General features: G+C 60.3%; 16 protein-coding genes and 4 pseudogenes. 7 read left to right on the forward strand and 13 right to left on the reverse strand.

Annotated elements, in window-relative coordinates:
- Nucleotides 1-215: 215 nt before the first annotated feature.
- Both AYK65_RS33040 and AYK65_RS33045 read right to left on the reverse strand, forming a co-directional pair.
- Nucleotides 216-488: a hypothetical protein gene (locus tag AYK65_RS33040; RefSeq protein WP_476700516.1), complete on the reverse strand. Its 273-nt coding sequence runs from the start codon at nt 486-488 to the stop codon at nt 216-218.
- Nucleotides 455-580, reverse strand: a complete 126-nt coding sequence (locus tag AYK65_RS33045) for a hypothetical protein (protein ID WP_275531669.1) — start codon at nt 578-580, stop codon at nt 455-457. The genes AYK65_RS33040 and AYK65_RS33045 overlap by 34 nt, the downstream gene beginning before the upstream one ends.
- A 312-nt stretch (nt 581-892) precedes the next feature.
- Here AYK65_RS33045 and AYK65_RS33050 point away from each other — a divergent pair.
- Nucleotides 893-1,090, forward strand: a pseudogene (locus tag AYK65_RS33050) (4'-phosphopantetheinyl transferase family protein); the annotation flags it as partial.
- A 318-nt stretch (nt 1,091-1,408) separates the two neighbouring features.
- Here the strand turns inward: AYK65_RS33050 and AYK65_RS18005 are convergent.
- The 5 genes from AYK65_RS18005 to AYK65_RS32455 all read right to left on the reverse strand — a co-directional run bounded on the left by AYK65_RS18005 (nt 1,409) and on the right by AYK65_RS32455 (nt 4,043).
- The gene (locus tag AYK65_RS18005) at nt 1,409-1,813 is read right to left on the reverse strand and encodes a type II toxin-antitoxin system VapC family toxin (RefSeq protein WP_081159276.1); all 405 of its coding nucleotides are present in this window, start codon (nt 1,811-1,813) and stop codon (nt 1,409-1,411) included.
- Nucleotides 1,813-2,058: a type II toxin-antitoxin system VapB family antitoxin gene (locus AYK65_RS18010; protein ID WP_071023121.1), complete on the reverse strand. Its 246-nt coding sequence runs from the start codon at nt 2,056-2,058 to the stop codon at nt 1,813-1,815. Before AYK65_RS18010 ends, AYK65_RS18005 begins: the two co-directional genes overlap by 1 nt.
- Nucleotides 2,059-2,182: 124 nt before the next feature.
- A complete protein-coding gene (locus AYK65_RS18015; protein ID WP_081159336.1) occupies nt 2,183-2,770 on the reverse strand; it encodes a hypothetical protein in 588 nt (195 codons plus the stop codon).
- A gap of 575 nt (nt 2,771-3,345) precedes the next feature.
- Entirely contained in the window at nt 3,346-3,861 is a 516-nt protein-coding gene (locus tag AYK65_RS18025; protein WP_139793224.1) for a DUF7007 domain-containing protein, read from the reverse strand.
- Nucleotides 3,862-3,887: 26 nt separating this feature from the next.
- Entirely contained in the window at nt 3,888-4,043 is a 156-nt protein-coding gene (locus tag AYK65_RS32455; RefSeq protein WP_172402011.1) for a hypothetical protein, read from the reverse strand.
- On the opposite strand from AYK65_RS32455, the gene AYK65_RS18035 reads away from it, so the two are divergent.
- A complete protein-coding gene (locus AYK65_RS18035; protein ID WP_139793225.1) occupies nt 4,032-5,180 on the forward strand; it encodes an endonuclease/exonuclease/phosphatase family protein in 1,149 nt (382 codons plus the stop codon). The two genes, AYK65_RS32455 and AYK65_RS18035, sit on opposite strands and share 12 nt — an antisense overlap.
- A gap of 17 nt (nt 5,181-5,197) precedes the next feature.
- Here AYK65_RS18035 and AYK65_RS18040 read toward each other — a convergent pair.
- Nucleotides 5,198-5,572, reverse strand: a pseudogene (locus AYK65_RS18040) (hypothetical protein); the annotation flags it as partial.
- Nucleotides 5,573-5,589: 17 nt separating this feature from the next.
- Nucleotides 5,590-6,621 carry a DUF3991 and toprim domain-containing protein gene (locus AYK65_RS18045; protein ID WP_081159284.1) on the reverse strand — a complete coding sequence of 344 codons (1,032 nt, stop codon included), beginning with the start codon at nt 6,619-6,621 and terminating at the stop codon, nt 5,590-5,592.
- A 244-nt stretch (nt 6,622-6,865) separates the two neighbouring features.
- Here AYK65_RS18045 and AYK65_RS32460 point away from each other — a divergent pair, with 244 nt between their 5' ends.
- On the forward strand, nt 6,866-7,042 hold the full coding sequence (locus AYK65_RS32460; RefSeq protein ID WP_172402012.1) for a hypothetical protein: 177 nt from the start codon (nt 6,866-6,868) through the stop codon (nt 7,040-7,042).
- Between the two features lie 131 nt (nt 7,043-7,173).
- On the opposite strand, the pseudogene AYK65_RS18050 reads toward AYK65_RS32460, so the two are convergent.
- The 3 genes and pseudogenes from AYK65_RS18050 to AYK65_RS18060 all read right to left on the reverse strand — a co-directional run bounded on the left by AYK65_RS18050 (nt 7,174) and on the right by AYK65_RS18060 (nt 9,655).
- Nucleotides 7,174-7,535: pseudogene (locus AYK65_RS18050) on the reverse strand (cupin domain-containing protein).
- A 114-nt stretch (nt 7,536-7,649) separates the two neighbouring features.
- Nucleotides 7,650-8,465, reverse strand: a complete 816-nt coding sequence (locus tag AYK65_RS18055; protein ID WP_081159286.1) for a citrate/2-methylcitrate synthase — start codon at nt 8,463-8,465, stop codon at nt 7,650-7,652.
- Nucleotides 8,462-9,655 carry a CaiB/BaiF CoA transferase family protein gene (locus AYK65_RS18060; protein ID WP_081159288.1) on the reverse strand — a complete coding sequence of 398 codons (1,194 nt, stop codon included), beginning with the start codon at nt 9,653-9,655 and terminating at the stop codon, nt 8,462-8,464. Before AYK65_RS18060 ends, AYK65_RS18055 begins: the two co-directional genes overlap by 4 nt.
- 871 nt (nt 9,656-10,526) lie before the next feature.
- On the opposite strand from AYK65_RS18060, the pseudogene glmS reads away from it, so the two are divergent.
- Both glmS and AYK65_RS18075 read left to right on the forward strand, forming a co-directional pair.
- Nucleotides 10,527-12,351 (forward strand): annotated as a pseudogene (gene glmS / locus AYK65_RS18070) (glutamine--fructose-6-phosphate transaminase (isomerizing)).
- Between the two features lie 306 nt (nt 12,352-12,657).
- Nucleotides 12,658-13,116, forward strand: a complete 459-nt coding sequence (locus AYK65_RS18075; protein ID WP_081159291.1) for a hypothetical protein — start codon at nt 12,658-12,660, stop codon at nt 13,114-13,116.
- Between the two features lie 318 nt (nt 13,117-13,434).
- Here AYK65_RS18075 and AYK65_RS18080 read toward each other — a convergent pair whose 3' ends face one another.
- Entirely contained in the window at nt 13,435-13,599 is a 165-nt protein-coding gene (locus AYK65_RS18080) for a DUF2188 domain-containing protein (protein ID WP_210190407.1), read from the reverse strand.
- Between the two features lie 128 nt (nt 13,600-13,727).
- Here AYK65_RS18080 and AYK65_RS18085 point away from each other — a divergent pair, with 128 nt between their 5' ends.
- Together AYK65_RS18085 and AYK65_RS18090 are read left to right on the forward strand one after the other, a co-directional pair.
- Nucleotides 13,728-14,519 (forward strand): type IV toxin-antitoxin system AbiEi family antitoxin, encoded by a 792-nt coding sequence (locus AYK65_RS18085; RefSeq protein ID WP_028002760.1) that lies wholly within the window; start codon nt 13,728-13,730, stop codon nt 14,517-14,519.
- Nucleotides 14,506-15,423 (forward strand): nucleotidyl transferase AbiEii/AbiGii toxin family protein, encoded by a 918-nt coding sequence (locus tag AYK65_RS18090; protein ID WP_028002761.1) that lies wholly within the window; start codon nt 14,506-14,508, stop codon nt 15,421-15,423. The genes AYK65_RS18085 and AYK65_RS18090 overlap by 14 nt, the downstream gene beginning before the upstream one ends.
- Nucleotides 15,424-15,429 lie beyond the last annotated feature (6 nt).

The following is a 15,429-nucleotide window of genomic DNA, read 5'->3' on the forward strand; positions in this document are numbered from 1 at the left end:
CTGCATGTGAGCCGGTCCGCCTGGCAAGACGGCTGTTTGGAACGGCTTGCCGATGCTGGCCCGGCTGCAACGCGTTCAGATGCTCCTGAAAACGCGCTTGGTCGGTCTGCTGCTGTTGCGAGCCTGCATCGTCTGTGCGGGCGAGATCTGAGACGCGGGATGGATTGATGTTGTTAAAGGGATCCATGCTATCTCCTTTGCCTGTTCCGAGCAGCTCATGACGGCCTGGCGGCTGGAAACTGTTCTATGGTTTGGCCAGGCCCGCCGGCGTTGTTGACGAAGTTTGCGCCGAAACCGTCGCTATAGAAGCCCACAGCATCGAAGGCGAGGGTGTCCTCTGCCGGATCGAAATCCACGATGGTCGTGTTGTCCGGATTCGGACCGTACTTTGTGTCTACCCCAGGGGTCGGGTTGTGGAACAGAAACACAAAGGTGTCGTGGCCATCACCGCCGGTCAGTTGATCTCTTCCGTCGCCGGCGAAGAGGATATCGGCACCCGGACCGCCGTAGAGCTTGTCAATTGGTCATTGCCCGCGCCGCCGAAGACACTATCGTCACCCGTGCCGCCTTGGATAGCCATCCAGATAATACTCCTTTGTTGCAGCCACAGACGCCACCTGACACTTGCATATTCTTTTTTGGGCGATTTGAATAATCTATTGAGGCAATAGAAGCCATTTAGATAGCGGATGCGCGCACGTTGACTCGCATCACTGCTTGGATCTAGGAGGCTCCCGCTGGAGATACTTGGGGACGTACATACTGAGGTAACAATGTGGCCCGCGCCGCGATAATATCGTGGTCGAGCGAAAGGAATTCTCAGGTGATAAAGACGTTGCTTCCATCCAATATCGCGGCGCAAACCTCTCGAGTAAGTAGAAGCATCGACGTAATGCCCGAAGAAGAGAGTGCCGTGGCAGGGGCGATCGAAAGTAGAAGGCTTGAATTTTCCACCGGACGGTCCTGTGCGAGATCGGTATTGTCCAAACTCGGTTTTCCTCCGTGCGCCATCCCAAGCGGACCGGACCGGGCGCCGCTTTGGCCGTCTGGCGTAGTTGGCAGCATTACACATTGTACTGGATTCTGTGCCGCGACTGTGGCCCTGCAGGAGGACTACGTCGCGCTTGGGATCGATGCAGAAGTCGATGAGGAGCTGCCGCTATGCGTGTTGGAGCTCATTTCGGTTGACGAGGAGCGAAAGTGGTTGGCCAACGCACCACGGCGCCTCAATTGGGACCGAACCCGTCACGGCGGTCCAAATGGCGGAGCGGAAAGGGGTGAGGGCACCGGCATGGCCGGAACGGACGTGGAGGACGGCGAAGCCGTTGCCCGAACACCACGCTCCGCCAGGACCGAAGGCCGGACGGGGTTGCGGCAGGCCAATTTCGGCGTCACTGCTTCAGTAGGTTCATGGAACGGTTTCGAGATCGGTCGACCTGAACTCGTCGGCCGTGGCGAGGATCGGCACGCCATGGAATTTTGCGCAGGCGTAATGAAGGCAATCGCCGAGGTTCAGACCATGGCGGCCGCTGCGATATCGGTGCGCGGCGACGAGGGCGAGCCGCGTCGTCTCAGAGGCCGGCGGAAGATCACGAACTTCGATTTCACGCGCCTCGAGGAACTCCATTACGATCGTTTCGATTGCGGGCACCGGAAGATTGAACTTGTCGGGCCGGGCAAGGCCGAGGACAGTCTCGAGAATGGCAACAGGTGATGTGAACGGATGTCTGGCCGAAGCAAAGGCGTCGGAAACGCGCGCCGCTTCTGGCTCATCAGAGAGAAGCGCGATGATCGCACAGGCATCGACGAACATCACCGATCATCCCACATGTCGTCGAAGGCCTCACGGGGAAGAGGCTTGCGGATGTCGTCACTCATGGCGACCCCATGTTTTTCCCGCAAACGTGCCGCAGTCTGCAATGGCGTCTCCGCGCGATTGCGACGCTCGATCGCCTCCCGCATGGCGATGACGATGGCGTCGGTGATGCCGACGCCGGCCATTTCGGCGAACTTGCGCGTCAGCGCGTCCGCTTCCGGATTGTTGACGTTGATCGGCATGGGTTATCTCCATGTAGATAATTCTCCAAAAGAATGTAGATCACTGCGCGGTCTTTTCCAAGGCCGCCGGGAGGCTTGATTCCCGTCACAACACGGCGGGGCCGGAGCCCCGCCGTGCGAGCGCTCAGTCGAAGGCCGACATCTGTGCTTGGGCCGCCTTGCGATCGAGGGAATGACCTGGGTTGTCGACGGGCCGATCGAAGGGCTTCCAGGTCTCGCCGACGACTTGCTTGTATGCTGCAACGGCGCCCTCGGCAGCCATCCTGAGCGCGTGTGCCTGCACGCCCATGTCGGCGGCAAACTCGCGCTTGCGTTGGGCAGCACTATCGTAGCCGACGGGTCCGTCAAGGTCCTCGTCGCGACTGTCGTTAGCGGCCTTGGCCGTGGCGTCGCGCGCCTCGGTGACCGCGCGGCTGTAGAACTGTCCCGCGCCGTGCGCGGAACCGACGAAGGCGCCGACGATCCGCTGCAGGTGGATCTGCATGGCCTTCTCACCGAGCCCCTCGCTCAGAGCATCAGCCGTCTCGGAGATGAGGCGCTCGTGGAGGTCACGAATTCCGTCGCTGTCGACGATTGCGGTTCCGAAGCTCTCGGCGATCTTCAGCGCCTGGGCGCTATCAGGGCATGTGAGCCGGACCATTTCGACGGTGGCGCCCTTGCGCAGCTGTACGACGCGGGCGGATTGACGAGAGGCGGTAGCGGGCTTTGCCATGGTTTCTTCCTTTCCAATCTCGAAGTGGCTCCGGCCCCGTGCCGGCGTGCCCTTCGGTGCGGTCGCCCCGAACCGGCGGAAGACGGTCGCTTCAAGGTCCGAAGACGACAGGCAGAGCGGAGCCGGTTTGCGGGCAAGCGGGGCGTCCTGCCTTGCGAAGCCAAGCGAGCCTGCTCCGTGAAGGACGGCGTCTTCGGCCGCGCCGCGGCGCGAAGCGGCCTTGAAGCGAACGGCCGCTGGGTCAGACCGCAGCAAAACCGAAGGGCAAACCGGCCCCGATCCGGTCCAAACAAGTTCGGAAAGGAAAATGACTGCGGGGGACACTACACTTCGTCGCCTGCCGGGCTCGGGCTCACGCTCGACAGACGCGATGACCGTCTTGGCCGGGGCCGTTCACTTGGGCAGGCGATAGAGTTGCAGCCAGGTCGGACCGGGGCGGCCCGCCCATTCGGCGTGGGATCTGGCGATCGATCAGTTTCAGCTGGCGCTCCGTCTGCCGCCGCGCTTCTTCCATGCGCGAGAGTTGCGCGTTGCGGGTTGGCGTTGGAGCCATCACGCAGCCCTCCCGCGCCAGCTTACAAAACTGGAAGCCCCCTCTTAGGGAGCGTGACGGCCAGGATCGATGACGAGGCCGAAGGGGCCACGCGCTTCGTATTCGGCGCGGGCACGAGGAAACGCATCTCCTCGGCGTGGCCGTTGCGCCGGCCGCCGCGGGTTGTGATTACTTCCGTCATATCCGGGTGATAATCGGACTGGATCGCTGAGACGGCGATCCAGTCGTCGGCATAGGCTCGATCGAAAGCGGCCTTGTCTTTGGCCCACGACTCGCCGGGGGCAAGTTCGAGTCCGTGTAGGTTCTCTCCCAGACATTCGGCCAACTGTTCCGGATAGGTCTCGTGGGCGCGTTTGTGCTCGTGGGACGTGAAGAGGTCAGGAAACGTGATCGCGACGATCGCCCACTCGGCATCTTCCTCATACCAGCCACCATCCGCGCGAAGCGCCACATCGACGCGTTTGTTTCGGTCGGAAGACAGATGAATGCCCCTATGAGTGGCGGTGCTATGTGACACCACGCCCTCGGCATAGATCATAGCAAGCTGCGACTGCGACATAGCCTTCACCAGGTTTCGGCGGAGGTCTGGTTTTCGGCCAGGAGGAGCAGCTCGCGGGCTTCGCCGGCGCGGCCGAAGATGCGGACCGCGCCCACTGGTGGACGCTCGAGCATCTTGAAAGTGAGATCGGAATCCAGCGCGAAGGTCCGGTGGATGTTCACGATGATGGTGGTTTTGCTGCCGATGTCACCCTGGTAAAGGGTGAAGTATCCCGGCGACGTATAGCTACGGAGCTTGCGCGGCCCCTCCTTGCGGATCAGCCGGCCATCGACAGCGGCGGCGGGAGGACCGTTCTGCGAAAGGTTTCCTCTCGGCTCATCACACAACTATCACTTGAGTTTCTCTTTTCTCCGCAACATACTTCGGTCGGGATCGGGAGGAACGTCATGAAGACTCTTGCAGCGCTCGTTGTGAGCGGTTTTCTCGCGGCAACGTCCGCGTCGGCTGAGACCATTCGGATCGCGACCTGGAACATCAACAATCTGAACGACAAGTCAGGTGTCGCTCTTCGTGATCGCGCTCCCATCCGGGAGGACAACGATTACATTCTGCTGCAGAAATACGCGGCCGAGCTCGGTGCTGACGTAATTGCCCTTCAGGAGATGGGAAACCCCGCGGCACTGCGCCGAGTGTTCCCGGAGAGTCAATGGGATATGGTGTTCGAAAGCCGCTACAGGCCTGGAAACGATCCCGACATCTTTACTGCGGTCGTCGTGAAAAAAGGTCGGGCTAGGATTGTGGAAGGCAAGGACTACGAGCCGCTCGGCGTGATCAATCCCGGTGATGGCCGCCCGGTCCGCCGCGGCATACAGGTCCTCGTCGAGGCGGACGAGAAACGCTTCTGGCTTCTCGGTGTGCATCTGAAGTCGGCCTGTTTTGCAAAATCCCTCACGCAACCGGTTTCGGACGATTGCAAGACCTTGGCCATGCAGATGAAGCCGCTCGAAGACTGGATCGACGAGAAGGAAGCGACGGGCTTGCCCGTGGTGATCGCTGGAGACTTTAACCGCAAGTTTGATGTACACGGTCAGAACGATCATCTTTGGGCCGAGATAGATGATGCCGATCCCGCATCGCTGGATCTGATCAGAACTCCATTCAGGGAGGCCTCCCGATGCCCGACAACAAGGGAATCGGATCGCCCCGAGCCGATCGATTTCATCGTCACAAACAAGCTTGCGACTGAGGCCATTGTCGATCAGAGCTTTGTTGAGCTTCTCTACGATGAAACCGAAGCAGCCGAACTCGGAAATCGCCTCAGCGATCATTGCCCGAAGTCGATCGACTTCAAGTTCTAAAAACAATTCGCTGAGCGTCAAGCCGCCTCCTTGGTGGCAGCGAGTTCGGCACTGACTTCGGCCAGCTTGCGCCGCTTTTCCGCGAGTTCCTCAGCGAAGGCGAACTTGCCGCCCTCACGCGAGCGACACGAGGCGAGCCGCCGACGCGCCTCTTCGAGACGCTGGCGATAATGCTCCCGCTCGTCTTCGAAGCCGTTGAGCGCGTGTTCAAGCTGGGCGATGGCGCCCAGCGGCGTGACGGTGACGGCGAGATCGATCTCGTGCGTCGCCCCAGTGCGCTGTAGCAACGTCTGGTAATTATAGTTGTCGCCCTTGCCGAAGCGCTCTCCCTCAAAGATGAAATCGAAGCCGCCGATCGATGCGATGGGGACTGTGCCCTCCTTCTGAAGCTCACAAGCTCCCATCCTCTTCAGTCCTTCTTGACACCTCCAGGGCCGCCGCGATCGCGCATCGGTGGGTCAAGGGCCGGCTTTGCGGGGCGAAGCCTCACCGCTGACGCGCCGATCGGGCATGCGGCACGTGTCCACCTTCCTCTTTCCGCTTTTTCGTTCTCCTGCTGCTTCAGCACGTCATTCCAGTCGTCCGCTGATGGCCGCAAGCGCAGCCAATCGCAGCCCATTTCTTCGGCCACGGCCCGAAGTCGTTGAGCATACGCGTCGCCCTGCGAATTGGCGTCCGTGGCAGCAACGAGCTGAACTTCGGTATCGGCTGCAAGCGCGCGGAGGGCGGCGTCGGTCGCCGGCGACCAGCCACCGCCCGTACTGAGATAAAGCGTGCCCTCTCGCATTCCTTCGATGGCAGCAAGGCTCATCGCGTCGATCGCAGCCTCCGTCACGCACAGCCGTGAAGCAGGGGAGGAACCAAGGCGAAAAAGAACCTTGGCTCCACCTGTTGCGAAGCCGCGCCAGTTCGCACTCCGCTCTTCCCAACCGGTCACCGCGCCTGTTTCGTCGGTATGTGCAGCCCACATGCTGCCGCAAGGTCCCTCGCGCAGAACACCCTGTCTGATCGCCGTCTGAATGATCGCGGCAGGCAATGAGCGTTCCCATCTCAAGTACCGCCACACCCCCGAACCTGGGACAGGGCTTTCGCGCGGTGCCCACCGATCGGCGATCGACGTAACAGTCGTCCGGTGCGGCGGCAGCTTGCGCCATGTGGGTAGCGACGGCTGAAAGCCGACAAGCGCGGCGATCCGCTCAAGACCCTCGACAAACCCGACGCCATGGAGGTGCGCAACGAGCGAAAAGATGTCGCCCTTGCTGTCCGTGAGCGGATCGAACCAGCCACGACCTTCGTGCGTCACGATGACAATTTCGGAACCGCGGCGAAACTTCACGGCCCGGCGCGTGCTTTCCTTGACGTCGACAGCAAAGCCCGACGTCTCCAGCACTGCGGAGCAACAGACACGCTGTCGCAACTGCTCGATATCTTCTCTTTTCATATTTTCTCCCGATCGCTCACGATCGGCCTCTCACCTTTTTTCTTCCCCGGAGTATCGCGGGACCACTCCTGACCGCCGCGAAGAGCAAAGGCTGCAAGGGCGTGGCTGGCAATTGTCGGATCCAACAGTGCATGCCTCCCCAGCCACGGCGCAGCCTCCCTTGCGGCAGCCGGCTCAAGCGGCAGCCGGTACGGCCCAGAGAACGAACAAGGAGCGGCTCAATCAGCGGCCCGGGAAAGAACTCATGCAGGAGTTCAAGGTCGTCGGAGGCCTCGATCTCGCCTGGCAGCAGACGCCGTCCACTTCGAAGACGGTGACCGGGACCATCAGATCGCGGGCTAGGGTCGGAGCTGGGCGCGATCATCGCGAAGGCGAAAGCCCGAGCGGCAGCAGCTTGTTAGCGGGCCCCCTTGCGGGTTGATTGTGGCAGATCCGGAACCGGGCCAGGACACTATTACAAGACAACGGGAATTGCTTGCTCCATCTGGCCCCAGGCACGCGCCGCTATTGCCACCGAATTCAATCGGCGGTTTCCGGCGGAAGGAAATCGACTTAGTGTTCGGCCGAGGCGCGAATGACCGCTTCGACGTCGGACATGTTATGCAAGACCTTGAACAGATCGTGGAGGTTGCGAGCAGGGGACGCCCAGAAAAGTGCCCTGGCTGGCTTGTCCGACTTGTTGAAGTAACCATGGGGAACGCCGCGTGGCATGCGCACCAAGTCACCGGATCTCGCCGTTTGCCATTCTCCGTCGAGCTTCAGGTCCAGCTCACCCTCCGCTACCACAGGTTCGGAGTTGGTCTCGAACGCGAATGTCGAATCGCAGTCTGATATCTCTGGCCAAGAATATTCCACTCCACGTGTTCGAACGCCTTAGAGTCGCGTGTGATGCCTCCTCGTGATTCCACTGTCATGTATTGCTCCTGATGTAGGGGGATGTAGCTTCCAAGCTTGGCCATACGCCGCCATGACATGCACCAACGCACCGGGTACCATGCCGCGCCGCAGAATATTGGCTTTGGACATGATCAAGCCTCCTCTCGCTTGCCGCTGAAGCTCTGCTCCGCCGACGGGCCGTCGTACTGGAAACCGAATCGGAAGCGCATCGGCTTCTCCCGTGCGAGCTCCTCAAGCACATGGGCCGCAATACCCGCGGTCCTCCCCAGAATGAATACCATGCGCGCAACGGGGGGCGCCAATCCCATGTCGGTCAGGGTCGCCGCGATCGCCCCGTCCACATTGACGGGCATTGGCCGTCCGACCGTTTCACTGAGTTCTGTCGCGATTTCTCTCATCAGGGCGATGCCGTCGCCGGACAGCCCGAACGACTGCGACAGGGACCAGAGCCGGTCGGTCCGCGGATCGACGACATGGAAACGATGCCCGAGGCCCGCCAGACGGCGCCCCGCGCTTTTATGGTTCCGGACGATCTCCTTGGCCGCAAGCCGCAAGCTTCCGCCCGACCGTCGCGCTAGGGACAAGCCCTCCTGGAGAAAAACCATAGCCTCCTCACCGGCGCCGCCGTGCGCATCACCGATAGCAAGAATGCCACCTCCGACCGCCGCTTCCGGCGCGCGGCGGTTTCCGCTGGCTATGACCCTCGCGGCAAACGTTGAAGGCGATGTCGGACCGTGATCGGACGATGCGATCATGATCGCGTTCCACACGGCGGATTCTGCCAGTGTGGGCTGCCGACCGGTCAGCAGGAGAAGGGCGACGGCGCCGAAATCTCGAGTCTCCATCAAATCCACGACATTCCTACCGCGGATAAGGATCTGATCTTCGTCGAAGGCAGTAATCGCAGTCGGCCAGAGGTGGGAATGGGTGAACGGCCCGCTGGTCATTGGCCGACGACTCCTTCTCTGGCGAGCGACAAGATTTCCTGCGGCGTTAAACCAAGAGTCTCCTTCAGAATTGCAGCACTGTGCTCTCCAAGCCGTGGGCCCTGCGCGCGAATCCGGCCCGGCGTCGCGCTCATGCGCGGAAGCGGCGCGTGCATCCTGTAAGCCCCGAGTTCTGGATCGTCGAACTCGGCCAGAATGCCTCGGGCCTTCACATGCGGATCCATCACGAAATCGGGGACTTCATAGACCGGCGCGCCCGCAACGCCCGCCTCGTCAAATCGGCGCATCAGTTCGTCCAACGTGAACTTGCCGAGTGCCTCGGCGACGATCCGATCGGTTTCGTCGCCATTACGGACGCGGGCTTCATTGGTTGCAAAGCGCTCGTCATCAAGAAGATCACCAAGCCCTGTCAGTTGAAAAAGCTTCTCCGCCATTTTCGGTGTCGACGCGGAAAGCGCGAGCCATTTCCCGTCCGATGTCGCATAGGTGTTGCGAGGTGACGAGTTGGTAGAGCGGTTTCCGTTCCTCTTCGGATAGCGGCCCGTTCTTTCGTACTCTGCGGCCACCGGCCCAAGCACCGAGTAGATGGCCTCAAGAAGGGAAAGATCAATTATCTGGCCTTCGCCGGTCGCGTCGCGGTGCCGTAGAGCGGTAAGGGCTGAAAATGCACCGTAAATTCCGGTGATCATGTCAGCCATCGGAATAGGGGGTAGCGTGGGTGGACCATCAACGAAACCGAGCATGGATGCAAGACCGCTCGTCGCTTCGACGAGCGTGCCGAACCCCGGACGATTACGATAGGGACCATCCTGCCCCCACGCACTGATGCTCAGGATAACAAGCCGGGAGTTTTCGATGAGAAAGCGGCAATGCGGCAAGCCGAGCTCCTCCAGTTTGCCGGGAACAAAGTTCTCCACGAGAATGTCGGCCCGCCTGACCAGTGACAGAAGCAGTTCCTGCCCGCGCTGCGTTTTGATATTTAGCGCGAGGCTTCTCTTGTTTCGCCCGTATTCGCGCCACCAGAGATCGAGATTGCCTTTTCGCCATTGACGCAGCGGGTCTCCGACCTTCGGCTGTTCCACCTTGATGACATCGGCACCGAAATCAGCCAGCTGCAACGTCGCCATATTGCCGGCGACGAGCCGCGACAAGTCGAGTACCTTCACACCTGTAAGTGCCGCACGCTTCACTTAGCTCTTCCTTCTTGCACCCTTTTCGGGAGGTTGTGGACCTGCCGGCCTGCCTGTGCGTAGGAAGTCTGAAGCGGACATGACATGTCATTTCCTCGCTTTGTCCAATCCTCGGTGCTAGCTGCGACCTAACTGCAGCTCGGCAGCTCCCGCCGCCTCTACCAAAGACACTCAAGATTCGTGCCAATTCCGCTCGCGGACTGATGAACAGCCTTAACGGTTATTTGTTAGCAAGTTAGCCTGAAGAAAAATAGGTGATTGGCTAAAGGAATCCGTGTAGCGGGCCCGACAAAGCCGGACAGAAGGTGTGAGGTGCCGTACCTCCAACTGCACACACCTTCTGACAATGGGATCGAAGCTCTGGACGTCGAGGCTAGCGGGTACACCTCGGCTGCTTTCGGAGGCTTCGGCCATTTCCGTCGTAAACGTGCGCGGATCGATCTCGATCGCGATCGTAGCTGCGTTCTTGAACATGAGGCGGCGGCGCAGGAGTTCCATTAGGGGGCGAAACTCCGCTGTTCGTATGGCCGGCGTTCAGCCACCGAAATGCACGTCGTCCATTGCGGCGCTTGCTCCAAAACCAAACGGATTTCCTTACGTGGCATCAAATTCTCGAAACACGTTGCAAGTGAATCCACGCCTTGGATGGATGTGATCCAAAGAATCAATTTTTCCAACCGGTTGAGTGCTATTAGAAAGCGCTGAAGTGTCTCACGGGACGTCGATTCTCGGCACGAAAGTTCGACCAACAGGTGGCGCCCGTCGAAGAAATTATTGCTGTCTGAAGCCATACGGGAGCTGCTGATGTAGCCCTGGTCAGGTTCGAGTTTAAGTACGACGCGATCGGCATGGAAGGAGCGCGAAAGGCGATATGTGCGGTATTGTTGGCATCGTCGGCAACCAGCCGGTGTCGGAGCGGCTCGTCAATGCGCTGAGGCGCTTGGAGTACCGTCGGCTACGATTCGGCCGGCGTCGCAACGATTGAGGGCGGAGCACTACGTCGCAGGCGCGCCGAGGGCAAGCTTGTCAATCTTGAGTCCAAGCTGAAGGAGGAGCCTCTCCCTGGCGCCATCGGCATCGCCCATACACGCTGGGCAACCCATGGAGCGCCGACTGAACGCAATGCGCATCCGCATTTCACCGACGGCGTTGCAGTGGTCCACAACGGCATCATCGAGAATTTCGCGGAGATCAAGGATGAGTTGATCGCCACGGGTGCCGAGTTTCAGACCGAGACCGACACGGAGGTTGTGGCACAGCTCGTCGCCAAGTATCGGCGGGACGGCATGGGCCGATGGCAGGCCATGCATGCGATGCTGAAGCGCGTGCGGGGCGCCTATGCTCTGGCTGTCCTCTTCGAGGACGACCCTTCGACCATCATGGCAGCGCGCAACGGACCGCCGCTCGCGATCGGTCACGGCAATGGAGAGATGTTCCTGGGATCGGACGCGATCGCGCTGGCACCGTTCACCAATGAAATCACCTATCTAATCGATGGCGATTGGGCAGTGATCGGCACGACCGGCGTGCACATCTTCGACATCGACGGCAATATCGCCACGCGTCCGCGGCAGGTTTCGATGGCGGCGGCCTATCTGGTCGACAAGGGCAACCATCGCCATTTCATGGAGAAGGAGATCTACGAACAGCCGGAGGTCGTGGCCCACGCTCTCGGCCAATACGTCAACTTCATCGACAAGCGGGTCGCGCCGAGTTCCAACATCGATTTCGCCAAGCTGCCGAGCCTCGCGATCTCGGCGTGCGGTACGGCCTATCTGGCCGGTCTGATCGGCAAATACTGGTTCGAGCGTTATGCCCGTCTGCCGGTCGAGATCGACGTCGCCTCCGAGTTCCGCTACCGGGAGATCCCGCTGTCGCCGCAATCGGCGGCCCTCTTCATCTCGCAATCGGGCGAGACGGCCGACACGCTGGCATCACTTCGATACTGCAAGGAACATGGGCTGAAGATCGGCGCCGTCGTCAACACCCGCGAATCGACCATTGCGCGGGAGTCCGATGCGGTCTTCCCGATCCTGGCCGGTCCGGAGATCGGCGTCGCCTCGACCAAGGCCTTCACCTGCCAGCTCGCCGTGCTTGCTGCGCTCGCGATTGGCGCCGGTAGGGCGCGGGGAACGGTCAATGAGGAGGAGGAGCAGGTGCTCGTCCGCAGCCTCGCCGAGATGCCGCGCATCATGGGTCAGGTGTTGAACAGCATCCAGCCGAAGATAGAACTCCTTTCGCGCGAGCTTTCGAAATGCCGCGACGTGCTCTACCTCGGCCGTGGCACCAGTTTTCCGCTGGCGATGGAAGGCGCGCTGAAGCTCAAGGAGATCTCCTACATCCATGCGGAAGGCTATGCCGCCGGCGAGTTGAAGCACGGGCCGATCGCGCTGATCGACGAAAACATGCCGGTCATCGTCATTGCGCCGCATGACCGTTTCTTCGACAAGACCGTTTCGAACATGCAGGAGGTGGCGGCACGAGGCGGCCGGATCATCCTCATCACCGACGGAAGGGGTGCGGCGGTGTCGAAGCTCGATACGATGCACACGATCGTGCTGCCCGACGTCGACGAGATCATCGCTCCGATGATCTTCTCGCTGCCGGTGCAGCTCCTTGCCTATCACACGGCAGTTCTCTTGGGCGCCGATGTCGACCAGCCGCGTAATCTGGCAAAATCGGTCACTGTCGAATGATCGTCACGCCGGAAACGGGACAAGTCGGGAGTCCATGGCAGCTGTGACGGCCTCCGCCTTGTACCAAGCTCAGGCCGAAATCCCGGAAATGCGAGCAAAACCGTGGGTCTGCGGCTGAGCCCGTGCAACTCGGCGGCCCCTGGACGACTGTCAAGCTGCGCTGGCCGAATCTTCTGGATCAGTTCAAGACGATACAATTCCTCTCGCGGCGAAACTCCTAGGACGACGTTTTCTTCGATAGGCCCCGCTTTCCGGAGTGGGACTACCATCCGACCGGCCAGCTCTCGTTTGAGTTCGAGCAGGTATATGTTTACCGAGGCTCCGCGCCGGAGCTTCCGCGACGCCAAAGTCCAGCGACTGGAGAATATGGCCAGTGACATCGCTGTCGGCCTTGCGGTGCTTGCTGCAGCGAAAACTGAAGATCGGCTCAGGCGAGAAGCAGAGCAGCGAAAGATCGAGGAAGAGCGTCGTCGCCGCGAACTGGTAGCGCGTATCAAACATGTTGAGGATCGCCGTACCGCCGGACTGGCGGCGATTCTCTCCGAACTTGATGAACTGGAAAGGCTCCGTCGTCTCATCTCCATGCTCACCGAGAAGGTTCCGGCCGAACCGAGCCCCAGATTGTCAGCGTTTCTGGCTTGGACCAGAGAGCACTTGGCCCAGCGCGAGGCTCGCCTGTCCCCGCAGGCGATCGAGGGTCGCTTTGAGGCGGAGCAGCTATTTGGTGACGATGACGATCACGGCTTCCCGCCCTCGCGGTGGTAGGCGGTGAGGGTGTGGAAGTCCCAATAGATTAATGGCGGCGCAGGCGAGAACCCGTGCCTTCGCCGGTCGGCAGGTTGTCTGGCGCCTTGTCGCGCTGCGGGGGCGCCAAAACTTGACGCAACGCGTGATATCGCCTCTCGATTTCCTCCTGCTGGGCCGGTGGAAGATCGGCTATGACTGCGTTAATGGTTCGGGTTATGCTGTTTGCTCTCACCGATGCACGATAGACGGAGACGAATTAGCCCGGTGATTTTTTGGGGTCGGAGGCACGCGGATATGTCCGTTCCTCCTGGAAGTCGCCATTGACCTTCTGAATTTTCACCGATCCGCCGGCCTTGCCGACAGCCTTCTCGAGCGCGCCACCTTGGTGGCCTCGGCTTTGGTGGCGAAGGTCGTCGTGGGACGGCTGGCGCCGTCTTTGGTCAGGTCCCACCGATCCTTCTTCTCATTGTGCGTAAGCGTGAATTTCGGCAGCTTGGCCATTTCCTCCTCCAGGCCTGTTGTGTCTTGGTGGTTTGAATATTGTGCTTTTATGCCTACCATTGATGGGTCGAAAATGCGAATTCCCGAACTTGTCCTGCGGTTTGGACTCGTGCTATTTTCACCCACTAATGGTAGGTCAAAAGAACGAAAAGATAAACCAACTTCGTCGCCTGCTCCCCGAGGGGCTGGTGGTTGACACCGCTTGGCTGGAAAAACACGGCTACCGTCGGCAGTGGCGCGAAAAGTACGTGGCGCAGGGCTGGCTCGAAGGTGTCGTTCGTGGCGTCTATCAGCGACCGACAGGCAACGTTGATCAGGCGATAGCCTGGCAGCGCGTGATCATCTCGCTCCAGCGACTTCTGGACAAATCCGTGCACGTCGGCGGCCGCAGTGCCCTCGAGCTACAAGGCCTGACGCACTACCTCCGCTTTTCTGGCAAGCCAGAAATACACCTCTATGCCTATGGAAGTCTGCCTGGCTGGGTCCAGCGGATACCGACCGACGCTCAGTTCGTCGAACATAAGGCAGACAAGCTCTTCGATGCCGACGCACCTGGAAGGACGCGCATGGCATGGGGACATTGGGGATGGGAGCTCGACGTCTCCGCGCCGGAGCGAGCATTTTGCGAGCTTCTTGACCTTCTCCCTTCCCAGGAGACCTTCCATCAAGCGGATGTTCTAATGGAGTCGGTTCGCATTCTAAGTCCGAAGCGGGTTCAGGCCGTGCTGGAAGCGTGCCGCAGCGTGAAGGTGAAGAGGCTGTTTCTCTGGTTCGCCGAGCGACACGCCCATCCATGGTTCGGCCGGCTCGATCTCAAACGTATCGACCTCGGTCGTGGTAAGCGCCAGATCGTGGTCGGCGGTCGGCTGGACAGCAAGTATCAGATCACTGTGCCGGAGACACTCGATGCCGGCGTCTGAAGCTTATCGCGCGCAAGTCAGCCTCCTCGTTCGAGTTCTGCCGCTCGTTGCAGAGGAGAATGTCTTTGCATTGAAGGGTGGCACGGCCATCAATCTTTTCGTTAGAGACCTTCCACGCCTGTCGGTCGATATCGATCTGACCTATCTGCCGGTCGAGGATCGCGCGACTTCTCTCGCCAACATTGACGCTGCCATACGACGGATTGCTGCTCGAATAGGGGAGAATGTACCGCGCAGCCGCACCCAGGTCGTGCCGCTGCACAGCGAAGGCGCTGCAACAAAGGTGCTGGTTACCTCCGACGGTGTGCAGATCAAGATCGAGGTGACACCTGTCATTCGTGGCTGCGTCTACTCTCCCGAGACACGGGCAGTTTGCGACCGGGTCGAAGAGCTCTTCGGCTATGCCGAGGTGCCTGTTGTGTCCTTCCCGGACCTCTACGCCGGCAAGATCGTCGCCGCCTTGGATCGGCAGCACCCGCGAGATCTGTTCGATGTCAGATATCTGCTCGCGAATGAGGGTATATCCGATGAGCTAAGGCGCGCCTTCATTGTATACATGCTGAGCCACAATAGGCCGATGGCGGAGGTTTTGGCGCCGACGCGCAAAGACCTGCGGCAGGAGTTCGAGGCTGGGTTTGCCGGAATGACGGAAGAGCCCGTGACCCTGGAGGCGTTGTACGATGCTCGTGAAGCTTTAATCGCCGAGGTGGTTGGCAAGATGCCTGCCGAGCACCGGCGCTTTCTTCTCTCCTTCAAGGCCGGCGAGCCAGAGTGGGACTTGCTAGGAGTGCCTGGAGCCGCGGACTTGCCGGCGGTGCGCTGGAAGGTCGACAACTTGGCCGAACTTTCGGAGGGCCGACGAGAAAAGCTGTTGTCGGATCTCAGGCGGGTGCTCGCGACATGAGACACG

This window comes from Ensifer aridi (assembly GCF_002078505.1).
GTDB lineage: Bacteria > Pseudomonadota > Alphaproteobacteria > Rhizobiales > Rhizobiaceae > Sinorhizobium > Sinorhizobium aridi.

What these genes read in the sequence shown, in the direction of transcription:
- AYK65_RS18010 (WP_071023121.1), bottom strand. Translation starts at nt 2,058, where the DNA reads ATGCCGATCAACGTCAACAATCCGGAAGCGGACGCGCTGACGCGCAAG.
- AYK65_RS18075 (WP_081159291.1), top strand. Translation starts at nt 12,658, where the DNA reads ATGTTTACCGAGGCTCCGCGCCGGAGCTTCCGCGACGCCAAAGTCCAG.
- AYK65_RS18025 (WP_139793224.1), bottom strand. Translation starts at nt 3,861, where the DNA reads ATGATCTATGCCGAGGGCGTGGTGTCACATAGCACCGCCACTCATAGG.
- AYK65_RS18080 (WP_210190407.1), bottom strand. Translation starts at nt 13,599, where the DNA reads ATGGCCAAGCTGCCGAAATTCACGCTTACGCACAATGAGAAGAAGGAT.
- AYK65_RS18015 (WP_081159336.1), bottom strand. Translation starts at nt 2,770, where the DNA reads ATGGCAAAGCCCGCTACCGCCTCTCGTCAATCCGCCCGCGTCGTACAG.
- AYK65_RS18090 (WP_028002761.1), top strand. Translation starts at nt 14,506, where the DNA reads ATGCCGGCGTCTGAAGCTTATCGCGCGCAAGTCAGCCTCCTCGTTCGA.
- AYK65_RS18005 (WP_081159276.1), bottom strand. Translation starts at nt 1,813, where the DNA reads ATGTTCGTCGATGCCTGTGCGATCATCGCGCTTCTCTCTGATGAGCCA.
- AYK65_RS33045 (WP_275531669.1), bottom strand. Translation starts at nt 580, where the DNA reads ATGGCTATCCAAGGCGGCACGGGTGACGATAGTGTCTTCGGCGGCGCG.
- AYK65_RS18055 (WP_081159286.1), bottom strand. Translation starts at nt 8,465, where the DNA reads ATGACCAGCGGGCCGTTCACCCATTCCCACCTCTGGCCGACTGCGATT.
- AYK65_RS18085 (WP_028002760.1), top strand. Translation starts at nt 13,728, where the DNA reads ATGGTAGGTCAAAAGAACGAAAAGATAAACCAACTTCGTCGCCTGCTC.
- AYK65_RS18045 (WP_081159284.1), bottom strand. Translation starts at nt 6,621, where the DNA reads ATGAAAAGAGAAGATATCGAGCAGTTGCGACAGCGTGTCTGTTGCTCC.
- AYK65_RS32460 (WP_172402012.1), top strand. Translation starts at nt 6,866, where the DNA reads ATGCAGGAGTTCAAGGTCGTCGGAGGCCTCGATCTCGCCTGGCAGCAG.